We start from the raw sequence: 22,433 nt of genomic DNA on the forward strand, positions 1-22,433 counted from the left end.
CTGCTACACTTTATCGGAGGTTAAACTTAAACTCTGGGCATAATCTTCGTAGTACTCTCTGTCATACTCAATGCTATTTGCGTCGGGATAAATAGCAAACCGATCGTTTCGCGCCACCGCATCAGGTGTTCGACGTCCGTATTTCGGCAAAAAGGACTGTTCAGCACTGAATTCTTCAGCGACCTCGTTAAGGCGATCTACGTAGGCTTTTGGCTGATAGCCGGTTTTGCTCATAAATTCACCAATCGCCCTCATAATTGCCTTTCCTGTACGAATTAGCCGTTCTGCATGAACTCGCCATTGTGCTATAACAGGCTCCAGGGTATTATTCGGGGTGTCGGTCAGGAATTGAATTTTCTGATCGCTCACCTTAAGCTCGGCAAAATGATATTGTTCTTCCTGAAGGATATAATCAAGCATTTTCTTCTTTTTGCCCTCCTCCAGCTCCGACACCATCACATTAAAAAAGTCCTGAGTTTGTTGATAGGATTCCCACAGCATTGCATATCCGGTTATGTAGGCCATATCTTCCCGAAGTGCATACCGAAATTGCTCGAGCGAAGTCAAGGCCAATAATAGCTGCCGATCCCACTCTATGTACTGATTGAAGATGTTCTTCTCTCTTTTGGTCGATATGGAGGCATCGATAGCGGCCAGCTCCTCCTCTGTTAATAAGGGCACCTGCGCCGTTTGAATTGAAGCATGATGCTCAAAAAAGGGCATTATTCGATCCTTGATTGATTGCTTTGGCTTCGGCCTGGGCAAGACCACAGATTCGCCACTTTTTTTCTTTGTTGTCATTCTAGAAGACACTTGTTTTAAAATCCATAATCATCATCTACCTTCTCACTAGTGCCCATGGTTAAAATATGTCCATTGACATGCGGGGTTGATTGATCGTGAAAAGCCCTGTTTTTTATAACACCAGTATTGCCATCAAACAGAAGGAGCTCACCTTTTCCAACCCCCGTAGTGCGACCGCCCCGAAATTTAGTGACTTCTACATACAGATCACCATACTGAGCCAGCGCTGCCACATCCTCCAGCTCCTTCTCGGTACCCAGTGCTTTCTTGTGTAGATTCCAGAATCCAACAATGCAGTTGGCGATCTTTTCGATATCAGAGGCATCGGCGATCAGGGTATTATGCATCCGGAAAGGGTTCGTTACCTGCCGGTTGTATTGAGCACAGATAATAACGGGGAGCCCTGTATCAATGGCAGCATTTTTAAGATCCAGACAAACCTGTTTCAACTCCTCGGCGCGTGGGCCATTTTTAAACTTCTCTTTTCGTAGGAGCTGCATGTAGTCGATAAAGATCCCGCCGGCGTTCCCGTGCTTGGCCAGGTAGCGGATCGAATCAGCCAGTGCTCCGGATTCAAACTCAGTATACCGAATAGCCAGGCGCCCAGTATTGATATAGTCTTTGAAAAAGTGATCCTTATATTGAAGGAACAGATCCCGGCTCTCCCGTTCGATGTATTTTAGTTTGTCCTCGCCCTCTTCCCGGTAGTATGACCGGATGCTCTCCCGGTTATTGTTGCTGATTTTTTTTCCAATAAAGGTGCTAAGGGTGGTGATTGTCACACTGTCGGCATCCTCCTCATAGCTAAACAAATAAAAAGACTTCGCAGGGTCCGCCTTAGCGACTTTGAGTAGACTATTGATCAGAAAGGTCGTCTTACCGTGATTCGTGGGAGCACAAATCAGACTGACCGCTCCGGCCGGAAACTGGAGCTCCTCCCCATCGATGATATAGCCGGTCTTTAAATTGTTGGGCTTTACTTTCAGCCTGGCTCCAAATTCACTTTCTGCCGTCGGGATGACCAGCTCAGAAAATTCAACCTGCAAATTCTTGGCTCTGATCTCCTGAACACCTTTAGCCAGTGCCTCAATCGTGCCCTGTACATCTCCAGTGGCCTGCTTATTTTTGATGCGCCCTAATAAATCTGTTATCGCCTGGGTTTGCTCCAGTTGCAGTTTATTAAAATGCAACTGGTCGGTTTTTTCCTTTAGTGCCTCATGGCTAATGCCCAAATCCTGGAGCCCCGGCTCTTTCTCAACTACCTTTAAAAACAGATCTCTTTCGATGGGATCTGTCACCAGGCGAGAAAGCTCGGCAATTTCCTCCAGCATCGAATCAATTTCTTTCGGAGTCAGGTCCCGGCCTCCATTCGCTTCCTGTATGTCACCATATTTAGCCACGATCAGGTAAAAGCGGTAAACATATCCCGGGGTAGCCTGATCGATGATCTGTTGAAGGCGCTGGGGGCCACTCGACCGTAGCACATCGTCCGGGTCGTTACCCTCAGGAAGAATAGCAACGAATGGTTTTACATCCGGATATTTTAGCAGCAGGTCCAAGGCTTTTAGGGTTCCCGTACGTCCAGCCGAGTCGTTATCCAGCATCAGCGTGATTCGTTTGGCTTTCCCCTGGATGGCGATTTCAATCTGAGCCTGAGAGAGAAGGGACCCGCCGATGGCCGCTACATTTTCAATTCCAACCGCCGAACAATGTAAAGCGTCGAGGACACCTTCGACGATAACCAGATCTTTGTTCTGACGGATCGGCTTGAGATTAAATAAAATATTGTTTCTGTCTAGACCTTGGGAATACATGTATTTAGGCTCTTCGCCCGTGGTGGAGCGAAAGACCATGCCGCGGGCTCGGCCAACCGAATCCCGGTAGGGGAAGGAAAGAAAGTGTGTACGGCCCAGCGTCTTGTTATTGGCGAACAGATTCAGGATTTCACTTTCCGTATATCCCCTTTCACGTAAAAAAGCTTCGATGCTTTCTTTCGGCGGTACCAACCCAGCTTCCATTTTGGGATGGTCTTTATCCGAGTAGCTCTTGGCTCTGCGTAAAAAGTATTCCGTATTATAACCGCGCTTATCGACTAGATAGGTTATGATGAGCTGCGCCCGGGTTGACTTGTTGTGCGGATTTCCTGAATTATGAAGGCAATCAATGAAGAATTCGTTCAGATCTTCCCATAGCTGAACCTTTCGACGAAATGCAGCCTGGCGCTGCGCGTCCTCCTCGTTGAGAGCCGGGCCGTTCAGAGAAACGCCGGCCAGCTGCGCCATCAGCCGGAAAGCTTCTCCATCGCTGAGACTGTCACGGTCTCGTAGGTAATCCCAAATGGATTTACTGCCCTTGGTAAAATCACAAAGGCGGTTAGGGATGTCAGCCAAGACGGCGACCTTTCCATCTTTACCTTCCGACCCGTCTATTTTGACTCCAGTCGTAGACTGCCATCCTTTGTTAAATCGAACAAAGCCAAACTCCGGCAATGCTCTGTCCATGACCTCAAACAGGGCAGGGTAAATCTCCTGCTCGGCTATTTCCGTTGCTGATCGGTTGCTCATGAGTTGAAAAAGTAAAATGTCCGCTAAGAAATCTGAAAATTTGCGCTAAATGAGTTAGTAAAAATTCGCAACTTATTGAAAATCAGCGCTTTTGCTAATGTTTTTAGCTCGATTTACCATTTCGTCGCCTATAATTTCTTACAGAATCGGACATTAAATCGCGTAGGGCGTTAGAGACGTTCATTCCCCGCTCGGCACACATGGCGGAAAAGTCTTCTTTAAGTTTAACAGAAAGCTTTATTAACAAGGTGGTTTGGTCGCTATCGGACTTAATCTTATCCATCTGATTTTCTTCGTTTTATTACCGGCCGGTAAGGTAGAGACAATCTTTCTAAATTAAAAGAAAAACACCAAAAAAAGTATATACAATGTATATACTAGCACCTAAAAAAGCGTATATACTTTTTATATACACCTCTATTACAAGGCTTAAACGCTCCTTTATGTCCTGATGCCTCTCCCCTTCTGATTTTATGTTGTTGGAGGTAAAATCTTGTAAGAATATGTCAATGGCATTTTACAAACGTCCGTTTGTAAAATGCCATAAAGCCCTATCTTTGCCCATCAGGTCGGAAAAACACCGGCTGTTGACGGATAGATTTTATCGATGAAGTACGTTTGCTATTACCGCGTCTCGACCAAAGCTCAGGGCCGCTCGGGCCTGGGGCTCGGCGATCAGCAAACCATTGTGGGCCGCTACCTGCGGAACACCGATGAGATCATTGCCGAGCTGACCGAAGTGGAATCGGGCAAAAAGAGCGACCGGCCCAAACTCGTCGAAGCCATCCGCATCTGTCAGCAGCAGGGCGCCAAACTGTTAATTGCCAAGCTCGACCGGCTCAGCCGCAACGTGGCCTTTGTCATGACGCTGCGGGATTCGGGCGTCGACTTTGTCGCCTGCGATCTGCCCGACGCCAACACGCTGACGGTGGGTATGATGGTGACCTTTGCCCAGTATGAAGCTGAGCGTACATCCGAGCGTACCCGAGCTGCGTTGTCCCAAAAAAAAGCCCAGGGCTTTAAACTAGGTAAGCCCGAAAACCTGACATTACAAGCCATTCAGAAGGGTGAAGCAGTCCGGGTAACGAATGCGCGAACCAATAAAGCCAATATACAGGCTACGGAGCTAGCCGCACTCTACCGCAGTAAAGGAATGACCTATGGCCAGATAGCAGATAAGCTCAACCAAACCCATTATCAGACCCGGAGAAACAAGCAGTTTGACGGAAAAGCCGTTTATCGGCTGCTTCAACGGATAGCGACTTAAACCTTTACGACCGATCAAGAACCGGTTACCTTGAAAAATAGTTTTATTGGCGTTATATTAGACTGGTATGAAGCTGGTGTATCGATTGAAGGCTGGGGAATTGGACAAATGGGGTGAGGAAATTCGATCCAAGCTTGCCCCGGACGACTCGTTGACGATTACTATATCCATTGGTAAAGAATCAAATGTGGCTGAAATTCCTGTACAGGCCGGTTCAATTGATGCAGCAGCCGAGATAATGCAAATGATCAATTTAGGAGTTTGGCTACAAGCAATAAACCATGACACATATCATCACCATTGAAACCAAAAATGCTTCTCATTTTGAGCAGATTAAAAAGCTGGCTCAACAGTTAGGTGTATCTGCCATCGAAAAGCACGAAGAGGAAAAGCCCATCAACCAGGCGGCTCAGCAATTCTTGGACCTACAGAAAAAGTATCCCCCTCGAAAGGTATCTAAAGACATCAATATCAATGCCATTATTGACGAAGTAAACCGATAGCAAGTAGTGAAGTATTTTGATACCGATGTCATTATCAATGCTGTCGTCGAGCAAGATATAGTAAAACACCAGGAAGCTAAAGAATTAGTTTTCAACGCGCTGAATGATAATACATTTATCATTTCTACCTTGGTGATCCAAGAAACAGGTTATGCATTAGCTCGGATTGGTTTACCGGTTGAGGAAATTGAAAGAAACTTGGCTTTTTTCAGTTCGCTCAATGTCTGTTTGGTTGAACATGCTGCTTTGAATAGAGGGATTGAGCTAGCTAGTCTTGTTGGTTTTAAAAATATGAATGATTGTATCCATACAGCCGTTGCCGAAAGCATTAATTGCGAGCAGCTTTTTACCTACAACCAGTCAGATTTCAAGCGTATACAAAAGAATACCAGTTTAACTATTAGCATTCTTTAAAAATTGAATCAGGTTGAACAAGCCTTTAAGGATGTTAAATAGACTTCTTTGGACTTATATCGTTTCGATATCCTGCGTTGTGAAAACGTTAGAATGCTAAAATCAAGATGCAATAGATTTCACCGCGTCATGCCAACCTCACTTTTCGATTTGCAGTATCTTTGAACTACTGCCTCATCACCACGCTAATCCGATTATGCTATGGGAGTCGCTGACGAAATCTGGCAAGCCTTCATTACTGCTCATCCCGAAGTCGCTCAAGGCCGATTAACACTCGAGCAGGTCAACCAAAAAATGGCCGCTTTTATGCAGGCCCGCAACCAGCAGCCGCTTCCGGATTTCGAAGGCCTCTCCCCTCAGCAGATGCATTCGTTACTGGGCGACCCTTGGGGAAATAACTCACCCCTGTGTTTCCCGCCTGAGATGAATGATTCACTGCTGGATCGGATTCCTTTTTTTATCTTGATGGAAGTTCTCTATCAGCACCTACTGGTGCAGCCCATCAAACTGACCCCCAAGGGCAACCTGCCCCTGGCGCTGTGTCGAGAGCTCTATGAACGCAAGCTCCTCGTACAGGAGGATATCGAAGAAGGCATTACCAAAAAGATCTCGGAAGACAATGTGGCCTTTCTGCAGGCGCTGAAAGTCTGCCTGATGCTGAGCCCCTACGTGAAAAAACGACAAAATGCACTCACGTTGACCAAAGCGGGCGGGCAGGCTTTGGCCAAACAGCGAAGCGTGCTCTTTAAGCAGATGCTCCAGGACTATACCCACCGTTTTAACTGGGCGTATCTGGATCAGGCCCAAACTCCGGCGGGGCAGTTCGGCTGGGCCTATTCGCTGTACCTGGTCCACCGCTACGGCAGCCAGTGGCAAAGCACGGATTTTTATGCCACTAAAGTCTTAAAGGCCTTCCCCCACTTGCGAGAACCGATTCCCTCGGCTCGCCTGGCGGGTTCCTGGTTGGAATTTGAGCGGGTGTACCGCTGGCGCTTTGTCGAGCAGTTTGCCCAGTGGTTTGGGCTGGTCGAACTCCAACAGCAGTCCCGGCGGGTTTATAATCCCGATCCGCTGCTGATGAGAAAGACCCCGCTCCTGGATGACCTCTTGCGCTTTACTTTGTAAACCAGAATGCCTGCGAAAGGGCTTCCATCTTCCCCTAATTGATAAAATCTTGGAAATGGGAAGGAAGATCCCAACCAGCTAAAAACGGATCATTCAAATGAAAGATGATCCTGGTACGGGCTTCTCAGGAAGGTTACAAACGGGGAACGTCCTTTTATCATTTGCAGTAACAAACACCTCTACTTTGGTAAGGTCCACCGACATAAACCGATCGATTAAGTGACTGTTGTGAGCACAGCTGCTCTTGGGCCTGCACGGTGAAACTAATGCACATTAACTGCCGAACATTACGCTGAAATGGGGCGGCCAGGAAGCGGCCACCGAATAACCATTGGGGGCAATCTGCAAACCAAGCTATGGCATGCCAACGTTTACAGGTGAACAAGGGGAAAAACAAAATGCCTTTATTCTGCAAGCGTTCTGGAAAGGAGGGTATATCTTTCACCGTATCCGCAAACTAAACATTTTTGGATTTCCGGACTTAGTATACTAAACGGCGCTTCTGTACATACCCTGGTCATGATCCCTGAACAACAACCAACCGGCCGGGCCCTTCAAGCCAACCGCCACCTGCGAGAACGGAATGCACAGCTGGTCCTTGAAACCAAGACCCGGTATCTGGTAGCGAGTAAGCACCTAGGAGAACAAAGTGGCCTATCACTGGCCGGGGCAGGTTTAGAACCACAAGCGGCATTGAAGCTCCGGCAACCCCAAGAAGTTGAGGAGTTGAAACAGCAGAACCGCCAGAATCGGCTGGCCCTGCAACAACGTCACCTGCAGGAACAGGCTGATTGTACCCCGCCAACCGCCGGTAGGGGGCGAGCGAGCCAGCAACAATAGCCTTAACGTTGGGAATACGAAGGTATACCCCTTCAGGGGTGGTGACCGATCGGCAGGGCACGTTGGCCGGGCGTGGGTCTGCTCCTGGATTGGGGCCCGTCAACCACCGTCTCTTTGACGGATCCGGACCCAATAAGTCCGGCTAATTTTTGTGGTATCTCTAGAAGTGTACTGATTTATAAGCGTACTGTTTCTAAGGGGACAACCGCCGTTGGTTTTATTGGCCGGGCTTTCTAGGAACCCGGTTTTTCCTGGGGCAAATGAGCAAACAAAAACGGCCTGGCCAGTAGCCAGGTCATTTCGAATACCCACCGTATCAGGCACTACGTTCACTCAATAGCATACCCCTGGATAAGGAGGCAATGGGACGGGAAGGTTCATGACGCCCCAACGGAAATGGCAGGATTCAAGAGTTTATGACACAACCCACGTGGCGTCGACCCGCCCGGACGCACGAGCTGCCATTGTAGAAGAACCGTCCGTCTAATAAGGCTCTTAGACAGTATTCCAAACCATTGAATTGGACAATCAGCAAGCTCAATCGCTTTAAAAGAATGCCCCCAAAGCCCTTCCGGGTCAACTCAGGGTAATCGTTCGGTAAGCAACAGAGGTAGTGGTATCCAAGAAAATGTCCTTCGTGTACGTAGTCGTCCCTTCGGTGACCACTACCTGATAAATCCCGTCCGGCAACGCTGCGATATTAAACCGAATCCGTGCGTTAGAAGTAATGGGCTTACGGACTAAGACCTTGCCATCTTTATCAATGAGTCGAATCAATGAGTTTTTTCCTTCGGCATTCCGGACCGTCACCTCAAATCGGCTATTTTTCAGGGGCAAAACGGTTGTTTGCATCCGCTCGTCACTGTAGGGCATACTCAGGGTGCCATCCTGGGCAAAGCTGGCTGAGGAGATAAGGCCTAATAAGGTAAGCAGCAAAGAGGTGTTTAGCGTTTTCATCGTATTTAGTGTTTACTAAGGTTGGTTTCTGTTTGCCGGTGGCGATGTGCTCCCGACTTTCGATACAAAGCAACTCCAATCCAGGGGATTAAAAAAATGCAATCGACCAGTTGGGCGCAAACACCTATAGAGACCCCACTTTCACCTAACAGTCTCAGTATTAGATTCCTTTAAGCAACCTACCGGTCTTCATCGATTAAAAGGGGGAGTTTAAAGTCGTTGAGCGTCCGCTCATCGACCCACAGGCTTTTTAATCTTGGACAATGGGTAAGATCAACCCAGAAGCAAATCCGGTTTGTTCATCGCCTCACGTAACGCTGAAATAAACCCTTTCCTGACCATGCACCCCACGGACGATAAATTTTAAACCGTTAAGTAGGGTCATCCGGCAGAGGGACTCTTGATTCAACCCGCAAACGTGGTTGCGATTTATATTTATTGGTGTACTGAACTACTTTCATCCTTTATTCGTAGTAAGGATAGATCCCTCTAATTGCACGCTGAGGTAAGACCATTGGATCACCAGCGTGCCATTTGCAAGAGGAGCCCCCAGTTAATCCGATCCCGCCCTATTCGGCGGACCTGCTTGACTTTACGTAAGGAGAAAGCAATCCCGGTAAACGGCCCTTCATCACCCCTGGCCGACTCTTCATTCTTCCTTTATCGTTTTTCATCGTACCTTTTTTCATCAAGCTTATGAAAGCTCCTCTTACGCTATTGGCTGTTGGGCTGCTGAGTTCCGGCCTGGCCCAGAGCCAGATCGCCACCCCCTCCTCCACGAGTCACAGTCCGTCCTTCTCTACCGACTCCTTAAAAAGCCGCCCGGTAGCTCTTATGCCCACGACGGATCAAACGAACGTTACGACCCCGCTGGCCCGCGTAATTCAGGTTCAGGATTATTCTGCTAATCAAAGTAGCACGGCTATGACGCTGGCCCCTGGGAAGGACCAGGCCACGACTACTCCGACGACCCGGCCAGGGCAGAAACGAGATTACAAAAACGTTGCTTTGGGCGTCTATGCCGGCTTGAACACCTCCCGCTTTGCCGGAGAGAATGGCAATGGTGACGCGTTGGCGGGCCGTTTAGGCTACCAGGCAGGCGTGTTGGTACGAGCCGGTGGCCGGCTTTATGGGCAACTCGGAGTCGAGTACCTGGCGTCCAGTTCCAATTTCTACCGCTTCGCTGACGGAACAACCGTCAGCGCCCTTCAGGATCAGATCAACATTCAATATGTACAAATTCCCGTCTATGTTGGTTATAAGCTGGTGCAATCCTACCGGGGCATTTCCGCCGTTCGGTTGCAGGCGGGTCTGGAATATGCCAATCGGATCAGTGCCAATAGCCGTTCTTTTCACCTCGAACAGTCCCAGATTAAGAGTGGCACCTTCAACGGTCTGGCGCAGTTAGGCTTCGACATCGGTCCGGTGCTGATCGATCTGACGTATCACCATGGCTTTGATACTACCATCCAGGTGGTTAATGAAAGTGGATTTGCCGGCTCGCAACGCAGAGTACTGAGTGCCAGCCTGGGCTGGAAGTTTTAATTCGACAGGGTAGTCTCACCGGGTAGGTGGTCTTCGCTGGCAGCCTGGTGAGTCTTCTGTCCCTGAAACTCAGCCTGGAAAAGTAAACCGCTGATAGCATCAGTCAGGATCCTTGTTCAGGTAGCCCCTCACGCTGAATGATCCTGCCCCTGTCCACTTTTAATCGTAACGCTCTTTTTACGTAACTGTTACCCCATAAACGATGGAAACGATCCTATTAGTCCTGCTGGTTATGGTGCTGGCCACCTTCCTGGCGGGTATCAAAATTGTACGCCCGACGCATCGGGGATTAATCGAACGGTTGGGCAAATACCACACATTCGCCAATCCGGGCTTTCACTGGATAATCCCCTTTATCGATCAAATGTATAAAGTCAATACGACCGAGCAAATGGTGGATGCCCAGCCCCAGGAAATCATTACCAATGACAATCTGAATGCCCGGGTGGATGCTCAGGTCTATTTCCGAGTCATTGAAACCGAGGCCAGTGTAAAGAGCTCCCTGTACAACGTCAATGATTACAAAATACAAATTGTCAACCTGGCCCGCAGTACGCTGAGAAATATCATCGGGACCCTCACCTTGCGTTCGGCCAACAGCGAACGGGGTAAAATGAACGCGGAATTGCATACGACGCTAAAAAACGAAACGGCAAACTGGGGGATCATTATTATACGCACCGAATTAAAGGAAATCGATCCGCCCAAAGATGTTCAGGAGACCATGAACAAGGTGGTGAAAGCGGAAAACGAAAAAATTGCGGCGATTGATTATGCAACGGCGGCAGAAACGGTAGCCGATGGCGTAAAACGGGCGAAGATTAAGGAGGCAGAAGGGTATAAACGAGCCAAAGTCCTGCATGCAGAAGGCGAAGCCGAAGCCATTAAGCTGGTCAATGTGGCCGCCGACGAATACTTTACCGGGAACGCCCAGTTGCTCAGGAAGCTGGAGGCCCTGGAGAATGCTTTAAGCTCCAATACCAAGATTGTCATTCCCAGTGGCTCGGAGTTGATTAATGTAATCGGAGAAATGGCTGGCGTGCTGCCGGTGCCTGTCAAGACGGAGACGACCGAAGCGCGCAAGCAGGATCGAGTACCCAGTCCGGTCTACTAAACCGGTAATCTTCAACTCAAATAGGGTTAAAGGATTGGGCTCACCGTGGCAATCAGGCGGTCAAATCCGCTGCCAGAATCGTCAAGGCATCCGAGCGGAAAGCCCAGAGAGGTAACGAAGGCTCCGGAAGGCAGCCTCAGCCTACCTCGGGGTTGAAACTTTTCAGGTGGTCGACCCCGGTTGTGTGGGAGGACTACACCAGCACTCTGGGATAGTAGTGGCAGGAGTTTCTGTATTGCCTGACCCACAGGCTATAGAGAAATCTTTCTGTATGAAGTTGTTTTCAGGTATTCAACATTATGAACCGCTTTGTTGTGGTTTAAGATAAACAATTCACCCCTGAGCCTTTCTGCCGACGGCGGTCTTTGAAGTTGCCGGCTTAACGACTCGTAACCATCCAGCTGCCATGAACCATCAATCCGCATTGCCAATCGCCGAGTATACGCTTGCTTATCAAGCTTTACGGGATACGACCTGGCTGCTCAATCCGGCGGACCCCACCAATGGGGTAAACGGACTCATTAAAAAAGGGGAAACGATCTGGTTCCATCGGGATCATGTGGGCAGCGGACCGTCCTGGACCCAGGTTTGTCTGCGGGATCGGAGCCTTCCTTATGTCCATCTGGTGGACTTTGAGAAAATCATCGTCGAATCATCAGAAGGGCTCTGACATGCAGGCCCGGCGTTCTACACTCCTAAACGATGATCGGTATGACTCATGAAAACCCAAAAAAGACCCCAGGTGGTCAGCAAGTTCTCGCCAATCGCCACTTGAAAGAATGGAAGGCGCAGGTAGCGTTTGAAACCAAGTCGCGCTACACGTTGGCGAACCAGCATCAACACGAACGAACTCGCTTATCGATGGAAGGTAGCGGTTCTGAGCAACTTGCCGAACTGAAGGCTCAGCAAATGCGGCAGCTTCAATTCAGGAAGCTTCAGAATAATCAAACCCGTCAAGCTCTTCAAACCCGTCACCTGAAGGAAAAGGCCGAATTCAACCCAGACATAGGCATGAATGGAGCGACTGCTTCCAGGGGATCAAGTTCTCACTAGTTCGTAGGTTTGAATCAGTAGCCCCCCAAAAAGACTCCCCTGAGCGGGTAGGGTGTGATTAGATAGTTCTTGAACTGCCTACCGTTTGTTGATTGCGAATACAAGTTTAATGGGCGCAAAATGTTCCTTTGAGGCAAGTCCTCCAAAGCTGGGCCTATTCGTCCAGCCTGGAAAGGGAAGCCGTATAAGCGGCTTAGTCTATTAGTCGGTACGGCTGGCGCGAACCGCTCTGCGTCATGTTCACGCCAGCTAACAGGCCATGCAATGATCCTGACAGCCTCTACCTGGATCCCGGTAATGTCTCAGGGATTCCGTTGTGGGGAATTCTCCTGACGATTCCACTCATCAGGGTTACGACTGGGTTGGAAACCCGGGCCTGCCAGAAGTTGCCTAGGCATCGAAAGAAGAAGGCAATTAAAGCCGCCGGCCTGGCACCTTACTTGAAAATAAAGTGTTTACAAGTAGCTACCTCTTCAACGGCTCTCCTTACTCTTCCCTCGTGGGCCGTTCATCCGCTTAGCACTCGGTTAGGAGAACAACTTTATTTACCGAGTACGTTTCCTGTTGCATAAGCTTTGCCTTCACCAGTCGATTTTCACTCATTATTCACTTGCACCATGATCTTACTGCCTTTTAAAAGCCATCTTCCCATTCCGTACCTGGCGGCTGGAATCAATAGTTACTTACAAAAAGTCTTCCGGCCCATGATTGACCAGCAGTGTCGGATCCTTCGACCATTCGGACCCGGCCGGGGCAACTGGCCTCATTTCCTGGCAGCCATTCCCCTGAGGGAGCCGGATCGGTCAGACCGGCCCGCGTTTTTATCCCAATGGCCATCTGATCCACTTAACTCTTTTCATCATGAAGCTTAACTTTAATCAAATCGATATTCCTTTTCAGGTGGGTCAGGATGTATTCATCCATCAACCGCTTCATTACTGGGGAGAAAACCGCCAACTAACGGTACCTCATTTTTCGGGAGTGATTCAATCGATTGAAGTCTGTTTTAACCCTAAATCCCGGTTTCTTAAAACAGAAAGTCAGGCATTTACGCTGCTGATCGATCTGATCAAGTATGAGATTCTGCCGCATAGCCACTTCAATCCGTTTGGCCAGGTTCAGATTTTTGATTTTGTGGAGTCTTCGAAACTTTTCCAGTCGGAAGCCGCCTTGCTTGAATCTACCCGAACAGAATCTTCCCCTTATTATCCCTATTATGCCTCCAAAGCGGTGCCTGTTTAAGTAAAGGAGAAGAAAAGGTTCCGAATGCTTTATCACTAAAATTATCACCATGCTGATCCACGTACGATTTTTTGTTTACGAGGACTCGGGTCGTCATACGGCCCACCATTTACAGGCTGATACCAATGTGAATTCATTGGCTGGCTTCAACTACGGGGTACCCTTAATTCTTGCGGAACAAACACAGGAAACTAAGCCAAAGTCATATGTGATCGCCGATCTTCCTTTTCGAAAAGACCGGAGCGATTTGCTGACTGATACCGTGCCGGTCTATGATATTTATTTAGCCCATGAAGAACAGTGGAAAGAATTTAAACCAGCCTATTCTCAACTGACGGACCCTTGGTACGGCCCCTCTTTGTAATGACCTGATAGAACGGGATAATGCGTTAACATGAACCGAATTTTGATGAGAAAGCTATTAGAATGGGCCGCTAAAGAGTTAACCACTCGGCATCGCCTTCGGAAAAATCAGGTATTGGGCCAGATGAATCACGCCGGGCCGGATTCAGTAGAATTCACCTTTCTGGACATGGACCACCCTGAGCAGGGGGCCGTAGAACTTCTGCAGATTCAGGTTAGTAGAATCCCCCAACGCCCCAATGATCGCTCACCGGTTATTTCCTGTCAGGTTTCTACACTGATGGAAGTCGCCCCCAGATCGGATAAGGGAAAGGATCATACGAAGGTATTGCGATTTGATTCAACTCAGGATGTCATTCACTGGCTTGAAAACAATACTGTTAGCTAACCGCTTACGAAAAGACCAAAAAGAACTAACTCAGTATTAATCATGATCCACAAACAGCGCCTACAAGTAGCCGTACGGCCAATTCCGGCGGACAAAATGCCTTATATTGTTCGTGGTAAAGCTTATACAGTTTTGCATCTGACCAGCGAGCAGGCCGCCAAACGATTTGATTTAATCCCCCAGTTTCAACGAATACCTTTAGGATCAGAACCCGACCACGTATGACTATTATCTCTGATTATCTATTTATCCAAACCAAAGATGGGTTGGTCTGCCGGGTGCCAGTGCAACTCCCGGGGGTAGAGACTCCTCTTCAGGCTGATGAAAATACCGCTGCAATTATAGTTGCCGGTTTGAATGTATCTCAGTGGGTCGGCAAAACGTTGCATGTTACCATTGTAAAGGCATTCATATCGTTAGTAGGCTGGCAGACTAATCATGATTTTCAGGGCTATCACAGAATTGTTAGAAATAAGGCGGTTTCCGGAAGTGGCATTGCTTAGAACGGTAAAAAGCCATCCGGTATTTTACACCTTAAGCGGTCAAACAGAGGGAGTAAATTTGCGTTTGAATCAATCCTGCTGTTCCTGACATCCATCTAATAGCGAAGTGTGGGCGTTTACTTTAGGGCAGAGATTCTACCCAACTTCTACTCTTTATTTGTTCTATCGTAAGGCTGGTAGATCACCACTTCGCCTGTGAGTAATTTTAAAATTGTATGGTCATAAATTATGGAAGATTACTTCAATGACATAGATCAGGCTTATCATCCAGCGGATTTGGAGAAGTTGAGAGACATTCGGGAAAAACTGGTAAACCTTAGAAGGCTTAAAAAGAAATTCGGTCCGGAAAGAGTTGAAATAGAGACAATTGACTCTCCGGTTCATCAAACTATGGGTGTGGTTTTTCAAAAAGGCTTGGAAGTCCTAATAAAGTCAACTAACGGCCAACTAGAAGTCTACCTTTTAAAACCATTGAATGATGAGGTTCACCAAGCTTTTACGCAGTCAGTTTTAATCAGTATATCCGATTAATTGCTTATCTCCACGTAAAAGATGAAATGGATTAGAGTAGGCCTATATACCTAAAATGATGCTTATGCTCCCATACTGGGCAACTAATACCCCGTGTTTCCAGTTGATCCCCTGCGTTGCCATACTCTTAATCAGGGAACTAAACCCTGTGAGCCCTATTCAGGCCTTTTAATGGTCATTGGCATGATTTTGTCACTAGTACCCACAAACCCCTTTAGCCACCTTGGAATAAAAAAGTAAATGCGAATCACCAAGGGCCGACAAACGGTTGTGCGCATAACAACGCAAGCGAATGACTTCCTCTTGCCAGTCTTTCAAAACAAACCGTCTGCCTCCGCACCCAATCCATACCACGATAAAGGGGATGATCTAGCCACTACATCCAAGAACGGATAAGGCTGAGCTAGCGCTGAAAAACCGTAAAGACCTTCTGTTTGGTACTCAACGATATGAAAAGAAGCCCTGGTCAATTATGATCAGGGTTTTGTTTTACCCTCCGCTCAGCCTGTCTTACTGCCACTACTGATGAATTTACCTCTCAATCTCACCACCTGCGTAGTTGTAACCTCCCAAGAAGAATGATTGAAATAGCGCCGTTCTCAAAAGGCATTTCATCTTTTTTACCCCCGGACGTATGAATAATCAAATTTCTTTAAACTGGAAGATGCCGATTTTGGTATGCCCTACCAGCCACCAAACCGGCGTGATTCGCAAAGGTGAAACCATCTGGTGCCACACCGAGCTTTTGGACAGTGGTCCTCTTGGCAACCCGCCCAATTGGCAGATGGCTGAGTAGCTTTTGTGCATCCTCACTTCGTTAGCGAAGCTGAAATCTTGAGACGAACGGACTTGTCCATTTTACCCTTTATCGGCCGGGTGAGTTAAAGACCTGCCTCATAGCCTTCCAGTGTCCGAATATCGGTACTGGGTTCAAGAGCGGGTTTTTCCTGCGATTGCAGCTGACTGACTAGGGTTGCAAAGCTGTCGTTACCAATGTCAAGGTCTACCATGGGTTTTATTAGGCCCGTTCGTAAATTAAAAATCCATCCGTGCAAGCAAAGCGATTGGCCACGTTGCCAGGCCGCCCGAATCAGGGGGGTACGAATCAGGTTGTGGACCTGTTCGCGAACATTCAGTTCCACTAACCGGTCCAGTTTCGTTTGCTCGTTGGGCATGCGGTCTAGTTCCTCTTTGTACGTATCGCGGACATTCTTAATATTTTGTAGCCAATGAGCGATCAGACCCATGGGCTGATGGTCCAGGGCGGCTTTGATGCCGCCACATTCATAATGACCGCAGACAATAATATCCTTGACCTTCAGGACATCGACGGCATACTGCACCACACTTAACACATTAAGATCAGATACCACCACCAGGTTAGCGATGTTACGATGGACAAACAGCTCGCCTGGCTGGGTGCCGATCAACTCATTGGCATCCACCCGGCTATCAGAACAACCGATCCACAGGGCGGTTGGCTGCTGACCTGTCGAAAGCGCTTCAAAGTAGGTCTCATCCAACTCCAGTTTATCCTGCACCCAGGCTTTATTATTCAACAGAAATTTCTCGTAGTCAAGCACCGTGTTTTTGATTTAGCAAGTATGGGAGCGAATGGATCGATTAGCTGGAACCTGTTTTTCGTACACATTGGCTTTTCGTTCGCCGGGTAGTGGCTCGAGCCATTCCCCGTAATTATTTTCCAGAAAGTAGGGTAACGGTGGCGTTCCACAAAGGTCAATCTTTACTTCCCCACGGGTTGATAAGCTTCTACTTCCTGAATCAACCGACCGATGTGATGTTGCAGATAGATCCGTTGATCGTCTATAAAAAAGGCCAGTTCATTGCTGTAATCAGTGGTAAAAAAACAACCATTGGCAAAATAGCCGTTGCCCTGATCAAAGTAACGGTTCAACCGGTTATGCTGGAGTTGAGTAGGTAAATCATCACGCAGTGCGGGAAGAGACGAGCGCATCCAGACGATCAAGGAGGTGATATCCTGTATCTTCCCGTGCACACCTACCGTATCGAAGAATTCTACTTGCTGGCCCCGCTGCCGGGCCTGAATCAGCAACGCGTCAACCGCTATGATTAATTCGGCAAAAGGAATGTGCCAGGAAGCGTCCTGGGCCGAATCCCGCTTGAAGGTGGGTGATTCCATCAGTTCATGAGCCCGTTTCAGGCAGTGGTTCAATGGATCAATGGATGGTAGGGTAGTCATACGAGTGGGATAAATGAGTGGAAAAGCCTTTGCGATAGGCAGATGAAAAAGAAATTACCAAACGCCCAGCGTAAAACCAGAGAAATGCCAGTAGACCGGTTTGGGTCTTACTGTGCCATAGCGTTATCTTCAGGTAAGAAACAACTAGAGGTCCGGTCGGCCAGAATCCGATAGATCGTGTCAATGGATAACGGCGTTAGGAGGAAATTGATTCAAAATCAGGGTGTTATTAATTACAGCCTCCTGCTTTCGATCAAAACGGGTACTAAAATATCTTAGGTCGGTTTGTTCAGGTCCAGGTTTAGCTTAAGCGCACCAGGCTACCTTTATACGTCAAGGATGTTTCACTTAAACCGCTAGTCCCACTTACCGGTGCAGCACCCGACGGTTGGGTGCTGCAGGCCAAGGGAATATGACTTTCAGTGGCTAACATACCTGAGGTAGGATCTAAGCCAATCCAGCCCGCACCGGGGATAAACACCTCCGCCCAGGCGTGCAAGGCCAATGAATCCACCGGGGATGTACTCGGCATTTGAGAAAGTGATTGATCATCGGCTAGCTGGACCAGGTAACCCGAAACAAAACGGGCGGCCAAACCCAGGTGCCGAAGCAGTTGCACCAGCAGCCAGGCCGAATCCCGGCAGGATCCCACCGCCCGCTGTAGGGTTTCTTCCGCTGACTGGACGCCCGGCGCCAGCCGTTCGCTGTAGGCAATGTCCTGATAAAGTTGTTGATTCAGATCTATTAGAAAGTCGACCGTTCCTCTCCCGCTCCGATTGACCTGCCTTAGCCACTGCGTCAGCAAAGGCCCCGGTTCCGTCAGCTCCAGGTAAGCCGCCAGGTCTTTTGTCAGCTGGGCATCATACGCAAAGGGAAAGCCCAGGGCTTCCGGATCCAGCAGAAAGTCAAAGGGGTTCACCGGCTGGAACTGGGCAATCAGATGAACCTGGATGGTCATTTTTTGCAAAGCATCCGCAAAATCGATGCGTGCCACAAAATTCCCAAAGGCGTCTTGCTGCCAGTGGATCGCATGGTTTTCGGGCTGAACCGTAAGGGTATACGATTCAAGGGTGAGACGGCTATGCGCCGCCGGCCGCAGCCGAATCAGCTGGGGGGACAGAAAAACCCGCCGGTCGTAGGTGTACTGGGTCCAGTGGTTAAGAGCAACACGCATAATGAAACGAAGGGGCTTAGGGAAACTTAGACTTTTTCAAACACCAACCGGTAATGATCCATGATTTCGCGCTGAAAACAGACCCGGTTGGGGCTCCGGCGAAAAACGGCCATCAAATCCTGAAAAGGCTGGTTGGTCAGCAACCGCGGTAGCAGCGACAGATACAGGGCGTACTTTTTTAAGTTGAAAGCCCGAAACCGTTTCCGCCATTGACCGATGGTTTCGATGTAATCCAACCGCCCGCTGGCCTGGGCCGAAGACAGCGTTACGCCCCGGCCCAGCGCCCCGCGTTCTTTGGCGTAGCGTAGAAACGGTCCCCAGCCGCAGCCCATGTCGAGCAGTCTGGAGCCTTTGCCAATGTGTAAGCTGTCGGCGATAAAGCGGTGCTTCTGCTGCTGGGCCTGCTCCAGCGTTAGCTTGAAATTACCGTTGTACATCGCCCCGCTATAGTCGCCGGTTTGCCCCATGCTGAGCCGAAATAGTCGATCGATGGTGGAGTAGGTAAACGCCAGATCCTGTTGATTTGCCATGGTGTTTGTGAAGCAAGTCCTGGCTTAGGCAGCCAGGGTGGTGGACGGGCGACCTAATAGTTTCAGCAGCCGGTAGTGAGAGCGAAGCGCCGAGAAGAAGCTGGGATTTTCCAGGTAGGGAAGATCAAAGTCCTGCGCCGTTTGCCGGATAATGGCCGTCAGGGCCGGATAGTGAATGTGGCAGATTTTAGGAAACAGGTGGTGTTCAATCTGACGGTTTAGACCGCCACAGAAAAAGGCGGCTATGGCCGAACGGGGGGCAAAGTTGGCCGTCGTGCGCAGCTGGTGAACCGCCCAGGCTTCCTGAATTCCCACACCTTCGGTGGGGACCGGAAACGCCGTACCCTCCACCACGTGGGCTAACTGAAAAACCAGCCCGATGATCAAGCCTTCCACTACGTGCATCACTACAAAACCAATCGCCAGTTGCCCAAGCGTGATGTCCAGAAGCCAGTAGGGCAGCACCAGAAAAAAGAAATAATAAGCGGCTTTGCTCGCAAACAGCATGATGTACTGCTGACGGGGATGCACTGAATTGTCATACTGCCCAATTTGGGCCTTGAAAAACTTGAGATAGTCCTTGCGAAACACCCAGGAAAGGGAAGCCAGGCCGTAGAGCGGAAAAGCATAGTAGTGCTGAAAACGCTGCCAGGGCCGCAGGGGCTCATCGGTATCGACCCGGATCAGGCCCGGCGCAATTTCGATGTCCTCATCGTGGCCCGGAATGTTCGTATACGTATGGTGCACCACGTTGTGGGTGATTTTCCAGACGTAGGGGTTGGCCCCCAGCAGATAAAACGTGTCGCCCAGCAGGCGGTTAATCCAGCCCTTCGATGAAAAAGCACCGTGCAGGGCATCATGCGAAATGTTGAAGCCGATAAAAGCGGCAAAAGCGCCTAATCCTACGCATAGCGCCAACATGGCCCAGGGGCCAAATTGGTTTGACAGTAGCAGGCCATAGAGCGTCAGATAGCCCCCTAAAAAAAAGAGTGCTTTGGTCCACATGGCGCCATTGGCGTGGGTGGAAAGGTCCTTTTCTTTGAAATAGGCGTCGACCCGCTGACGGACCGTGGCAAAGAAGGGGGATCGGGTTGTGTTGATGAATTTGAGTGGCATAAAGAACAAAAGAATGTCAGGTAAAGAGTTGGCCAACCTGTGGCAGTTGGCGCAGCATGGGTAAAGCCAAAAGGCCATTTGGGGTCAGTGAATAATCGACCCGGGAGGGCAGTTCGGCGTAGACGTTTCGACGGAGTACGCCCAAGGCTACGAGTGCTTTCAGCTCGCCGGCCAGCATTTTCTCACTGATAGCGGGTAGTTGCTGCCGGAGTTGGCCGAAGCGAAACGTATGTTCACCAAGAAGTAGAATCAGGTACAATCGCCATTTGCCCGATACGACGGCCAGGACTTTGCGGATGTGGGTATATTCCACCTCAAGCGGTAAGTTGTTTCGGTTCTTTTGGGGCATCGTAGTTGATTTTAGACCATGAACCGATTTAATCAGGTCACCCACCGGGCCCCAGGTAAAACCAGAAAAGGGAAGTGATACGTAGAAAACTTACAGGTGTTGTAAGGAAACGGACTGTTAAGGCTAAACCGTCGTCGGGCGGCTGTCGCCGACGATTTTACAACTGCTGAAGTGAGGAAAGTAACCGGTGAAGCCTCGGTAGAGACGCTCTAAAAGGCCTTATAAACTTACAACGTTGTAAGTAACCAACTAAGTTCACGGGCTGTAAAATTTAGCAGTATGGGCTGATCAACGTGTGCCATGATTATTGGAACGGCCAAAGCCTACCACTCCTAGGAGTCTTTAGGCCGCTGCCGGTGATCTCGGAGGGGTTCGAAAGAAAGCACAGTAATTTCAAGCCGCCTTGCCGGGACAGCGTTTACAACACGAGCTTTTCTTTGGATGCTTTCTTAGTACCGGGACCGCCGGACGGTCTATTTAGTAAAGAAGTCCAATTTGACTTCATTGGTGTAGGGCGGTTTCAGGGTAATCCAACCGTCCTAATTTTGGGGAAGCTTACCCCAAGGAGTGATATTCTCAGGCAACTGGCTGAAGCGGTTTATTCCCTTTTCCAACAGTTCTGTCTTGTTTGACCAAAATTTATAACTTTCTGAACCTACTGTTCTATATAGCTTTTTATTTACTTTTTCTTAAAAACAACGGGCCAAAAAGTAGGGCCACAGAATTTATTGCGATTAACTTGTTGGGACTAACTTGTTGAGCCTATCTGTTCACGTTTTATAAGTAGCATTAAATCATTTTAAAAATACCAATTTTTAATTCTGTGATAGTTATTAAGCTAGAATCAAACCTGGTTTCAATTGGAGCCGCTCTTTAAATTCTTCTGGAATGGATGGCCAGTGCTCAGTTAATAAATCAACTAGTTGCCGACCATTGACAGTTCCTATTCGTGGATAACCAGATTCTGTTGCTATGTCGAGAGCGGCTGCTTGAAAATCGGCCGTGGTGACAAATGCCCCTTGTGCTCCAGCTGGTATGTTGGCTCGAAGTGCTTTTACTTCTTTAGCACTTATTCGTGCGTTAATTTGGTAGCGTTTAACCTGAACGATCAGTTGAATTTTTGCCATGTTAGCTATATTAAGCTGACCTCGTACATCAACTCCACCATCGTGAGGCTGACCCGTGTGCTGAGCCTCAAAGCCAACAGCTGTCAATAGATGCATTATAAGCAGTTCAAATTCCGTAGCATCAAGTTCTAATAGCCGTTTTAAAACCACTTCTGTGTGATTGTGGCTTTGCTGGATGACGATTGGGGAAGCAAGTTCAGGTCGCTTTATAGTCTCGAAGAATTCAGTATCATTACTGATCTGAAAAACTGTTAAGCTGGATCCGAGTGTATTTTGCATTGGAATCGACAATGATCCACGACGTATTACATTTGATGACCAGCTAATCTTCTTTCTTTGTGTGAAAGGACAACCGTCAGCATCTGTTCCGAGGAAATAGGGATTTTCTTGCACCTGACCATAATGTAATATATTGGTGTCAGCTGCCGGAGTGATTACGTAATCATTAGGCTTAATGTCAAAAAGAAAACGGGCTATTTGGCCAACGTGTTGGCCAATTACAAGATTACTAGTTATCAAAGGATTAGCATCTCGGTAAAGTTGTTTGATTGCTTCTCGGTCATGGATACGCGCAAGATCTTGACCATCAAGCCAACCTACCGCAGCATAATGGCCATTCAGAAACCGGCTTGTATACTGACCGTACATAGCGCGGATGCAATAAACACTTGGCATAAGCTGTTCTATTCAACTAAAAAAATGA

Annotated in this window: 26 protein-coding genes; 15 read left to right on the forward strand and 11 right to left on the reverse strand. The window is 48.5% G+C overall.

All coding sequences use genetic code 11. The features are described from left to right. Positions 1 to 3: 3 nt before the first annotated feature. Positions 4 to 801, reverse strand: a complete 798-nt coding sequence (locus ACFPMF_RS15530; protein WP_379846701.1) for a hypothetical protein — start codon at positions 799 to 801, stop codon at positions 4 to 6. A gap of 17 nt (positions 802 to 818) precedes the next feature. Further along, the gene (locus ACFPMF_RS15535) at positions 819 to 3,368 is read right to left on the reverse strand and encodes a toprim domain-containing protein (RefSeq protein WP_379846703.1); all 2,550 of its coding nucleotides are present in this window, start codon (positions 3,366 to 3,368) and stop codon (positions 819 to 821) included. Positions 3,369 to 3,975: 607 nt separating this feature from the next. On the opposite strand from ACFPMF_RS15535, the gene ACFPMF_RS15540 reads away from it, so the two are divergent. The 5 genes from ACFPMF_RS15540 (at position 3,976) to ACFPMF_RS15560 (ending at position 6,677) form a co-directional block, all read left to right on the forward strand. Further along, positions 3,976 to 4,635 (forward strand): recombinase family protein, encoded by a 660-nt coding sequence (locus tag ACFPMF_RS15540; RefSeq protein WP_379846705.1) that lies wholly within the window; start codon positions 3,976 to 3,978, stop codon positions 4,633 to 4,635. A gap of 67 nt (positions 4,636 to 4,702) precedes the next feature. Continuing rightward, a complete protein-coding gene (locus ACFPMF_RS15545) occupies positions 4,703 to 4,939 on the forward strand; it encodes a hypothetical protein (RefSeq protein ID WP_379846707.1) in 237 nt (78 codons plus the stop codon). Beyond that, positions 4,917 to 5,138 carry a hypothetical protein gene (locus tag ACFPMF_RS15550; protein ID WP_379846709.1) on the forward strand — a complete coding sequence of 74 codons (222 nt, stop codon included), beginning with the start codon at positions 4,917 to 4,919 and terminating at the stop codon, positions 5,136 to 5,138. The genes ACFPMF_RS15545 and ACFPMF_RS15550 overlap by 23 nt, the downstream gene beginning before the upstream one ends. 6 nt (positions 5,139 to 5,144) lie before the next feature. After that, complete coding sequence (locus ACFPMF_RS15555; RefSeq protein ID WP_379846711.1) at positions 5,145 to 5,552, forward strand: type II toxin-antitoxin system VapC family toxin; 408 nt, start codon at positions 5,145 to 5,147, stop codon at positions 5,550 to 5,552. A gap of 201 nt (positions 5,553 to 5,753) precedes the next feature. After that, a complete protein-coding gene (locus tag ACFPMF_RS15560; protein WP_379846713.1) occupies positions 5,754 to 6,677 on the forward strand; it encodes a hypothetical protein in 924 nt (307 codons plus the stop codon). 675 nt (positions 6,678 to 7,352) lie between these two features. On the opposite strand, the gene ACFPMF_RS15565 is transcribed toward ACFPMF_RS15560, so the two are convergent. Continuing rightward, positions 7,353 to 7,514 carry a hypothetical protein gene (locus ACFPMF_RS15565; protein WP_379846715.1) on the reverse strand — a complete coding sequence of 54 codons (162 nt, stop codon included), beginning with the start codon at positions 7,512 to 7,514 and terminating at the stop codon, positions 7,353 to 7,355. A 579-nt stretch (positions 7,515 to 8,093) separates the two neighbouring features. After that, positions 8,094 to 8,474: a T9SS type A sorting domain-containing protein gene (locus ACFPMF_RS15570; RefSeq protein WP_379846717.1), complete on the reverse strand. Its 381-nt coding sequence runs from the start codon at positions 8,472 to 8,474 to the stop codon at positions 8,094 to 8,096. 696 nt (positions 8,475 to 9,170) lie between these two features. On the opposite strand from ACFPMF_RS15570, the gene ACFPMF_RS15575 reads away from it, so the two are divergent. From ACFPMF_RS15575 to ACFPMF_RS15620, 10 genes are all read left to right on the forward strand, one after another. Then, entirely contained in the window at positions 9,171 to 10,019 is an 849-nt protein-coding gene (locus ACFPMF_RS15575) for an outer membrane beta-barrel protein (protein WP_379846719.1), read from the forward strand. Between the two features lie 202 nt (positions 10,020 to 10,221). After that, positions 10,222 to 11,133, forward strand: coding sequence for an SPFH domain-containing protein (locus ACFPMF_RS15580; protein ID WP_379846721.1), 912 nt, complete (start codon positions 10,222 to 10,224; stop codon positions 11,131 to 11,133). Between the two features lie 406 nt (positions 11,134 to 11,539). After that, positions 11,540 to 11,803 (forward strand): hypothetical protein, encoded by a 264-nt coding sequence (locus ACFPMF_RS15585; RefSeq protein WP_379846723.1) that lies wholly within the window; start codon positions 11,540 to 11,542, stop codon positions 11,801 to 11,803. A gap of 41 nt (positions 11,804 to 11,844) precedes the next feature. After that, entirely contained in the window at positions 11,845 to 12,186 is a 342-nt protein-coding gene (locus ACFPMF_RS15590; RefSeq protein WP_379846725.1) for a hypothetical protein, read from the forward strand. Between the two features lie 861 nt (positions 12,187 to 13,047). Further along, positions 13,048 to 13,428, forward strand: a complete 381-nt coding sequence (locus ACFPMF_RS15595; protein WP_379846727.1) for a hypothetical protein — start codon at positions 13,048 to 13,050, stop codon at positions 13,426 to 13,428. 49 nt (positions 13,429 to 13,477) lie between these two features. After that, positions 13,478 to 13,792 (forward strand): hypothetical protein, encoded by a 315-nt coding sequence (locus ACFPMF_RS15600; protein ID WP_379846729.1) that lies wholly within the window; start codon positions 13,478 to 13,480, stop codon positions 13,790 to 13,792. Positions 13,793 to 13,837: 45 nt separating this feature from the next. Next, entirely contained in the window at positions 13,838 to 14,179 is a 342-nt protein-coding gene (locus ACFPMF_RS15605; protein ID WP_379846731.1) for a hypothetical protein, read from the forward strand. Between the two features lie 221 nt (positions 14,180 to 14,400). Then, entirely contained in the window at positions 14,401 to 14,682 is a 282-nt protein-coding gene (locus ACFPMF_RS15610) for a hypothetical protein (RefSeq protein WP_379846733.1), read from the forward strand. Positions 14,683 to 14,910: 228 nt separating this feature from the next. Continuing rightward, the gene (locus tag ACFPMF_RS15615; protein WP_379846735.1) at positions 14,911 to 15,213 is read left to right on the forward strand and encodes a hypothetical protein; all 303 of its coding nucleotides are present in this window, start codon (positions 14,911 to 14,913) and stop codon (positions 15,211 to 15,213) included. A gap of 634 nt (positions 15,214 to 15,847) precedes the next feature. Continuing rightward, positions 15,848 to 16,009: a hypothetical protein gene (locus ACFPMF_RS15620; protein ID WP_379846737.1), complete on the forward strand. Its 162-nt coding sequence runs from the start codon at positions 15,848 to 15,850 to the stop codon at positions 16,007 to 16,009. An 85-nt stretch (positions 16,010 to 16,094) separates the two neighbouring features. Here the strand turns inward: ACFPMF_RS15620 and ACFPMF_RS15625 are convergent, their stop codons facing one another. The 7 genes from ACFPMF_RS15625 to ACFPMF_RS15655 form a co-directional block, all read right to left on the reverse strand. After that, positions 16,095 to 16,796, reverse strand: coding sequence for a carbonic anhydrase (locus ACFPMF_RS15625; protein ID WP_379846739.1), 702 nt, complete (start codon positions 16,794 to 16,796; stop codon positions 16,095 to 16,097). Positions 16,797 to 16,957: 161 nt separating this feature from the next. Beyond that, on the reverse strand, positions 16,958 to 17,434 hold the full coding sequence (locus ACFPMF_RS15630) for a hypothetical protein (RefSeq protein WP_379846741.1): 477 nt from the start codon (positions 17,432 to 17,434) through the stop codon (positions 16,958 to 16,960). 301 nt (positions 17,435 to 17,735) lie between these two features. Continuing rightward, positions 17,736 to 18,608, reverse strand: coding sequence for a transglutaminase family protein (locus ACFPMF_RS15635; RefSeq protein WP_379846744.1), 873 nt, complete (start codon positions 18,606 to 18,608; stop codon positions 17,736 to 17,738). Positions 18,609 to 18,634: 26 nt separating this feature from the next. Next, positions 18,635 to 19,138, reverse strand: coding sequence for an SAM-dependent methyltransferase (locus tag ACFPMF_RS15640; protein ID WP_379846746.1), 504 nt, complete (start codon positions 19,136 to 19,138; stop codon positions 18,635 to 18,637). Positions 19,139 to 19,162: 24 nt separating this feature from the next. Further along, positions 19,163 to 20,254, reverse strand: a complete 1,092-nt coding sequence (locus ACFPMF_RS15645; RefSeq protein ID WP_379846748.1) for a fatty acid desaturase family protein — start codon at positions 20,252 to 20,254, stop codon at positions 19,163 to 19,165. Positions 20,255 to 20,270: 16 nt separating this feature from the next. Continuing rightward, positions 20,271 to 20,603 carry a winged helix-turn-helix transcriptional regulator gene (locus ACFPMF_RS15650; protein WP_379846750.1) on the reverse strand — a complete coding sequence of 111 codons (333 nt, stop codon included), beginning with the start codon at positions 20,601 to 20,603 and terminating at the stop codon, positions 20,271 to 20,273. An 833-nt stretch (positions 20,604 to 21,436) separates the two neighbouring features. After that, a complete protein-coding gene (locus tag ACFPMF_RS15655; protein ID WP_379846752.1) occupies positions 21,437 to 22,405 on the reverse strand; it encodes a DUF2034 domain-containing protein in 969 nt (322 codons plus the stop codon). Positions 22,406 to 22,433 lie beyond the last annotated feature (28 nt).

The organism is Larkinella bovis (genome assembly GCF_042655385.1).
Lineage (GTDB): Bacteria > Bacteroidota > Bacteroidia > Cytophagales > Spirosomataceae > Larkinella > Larkinella bovis.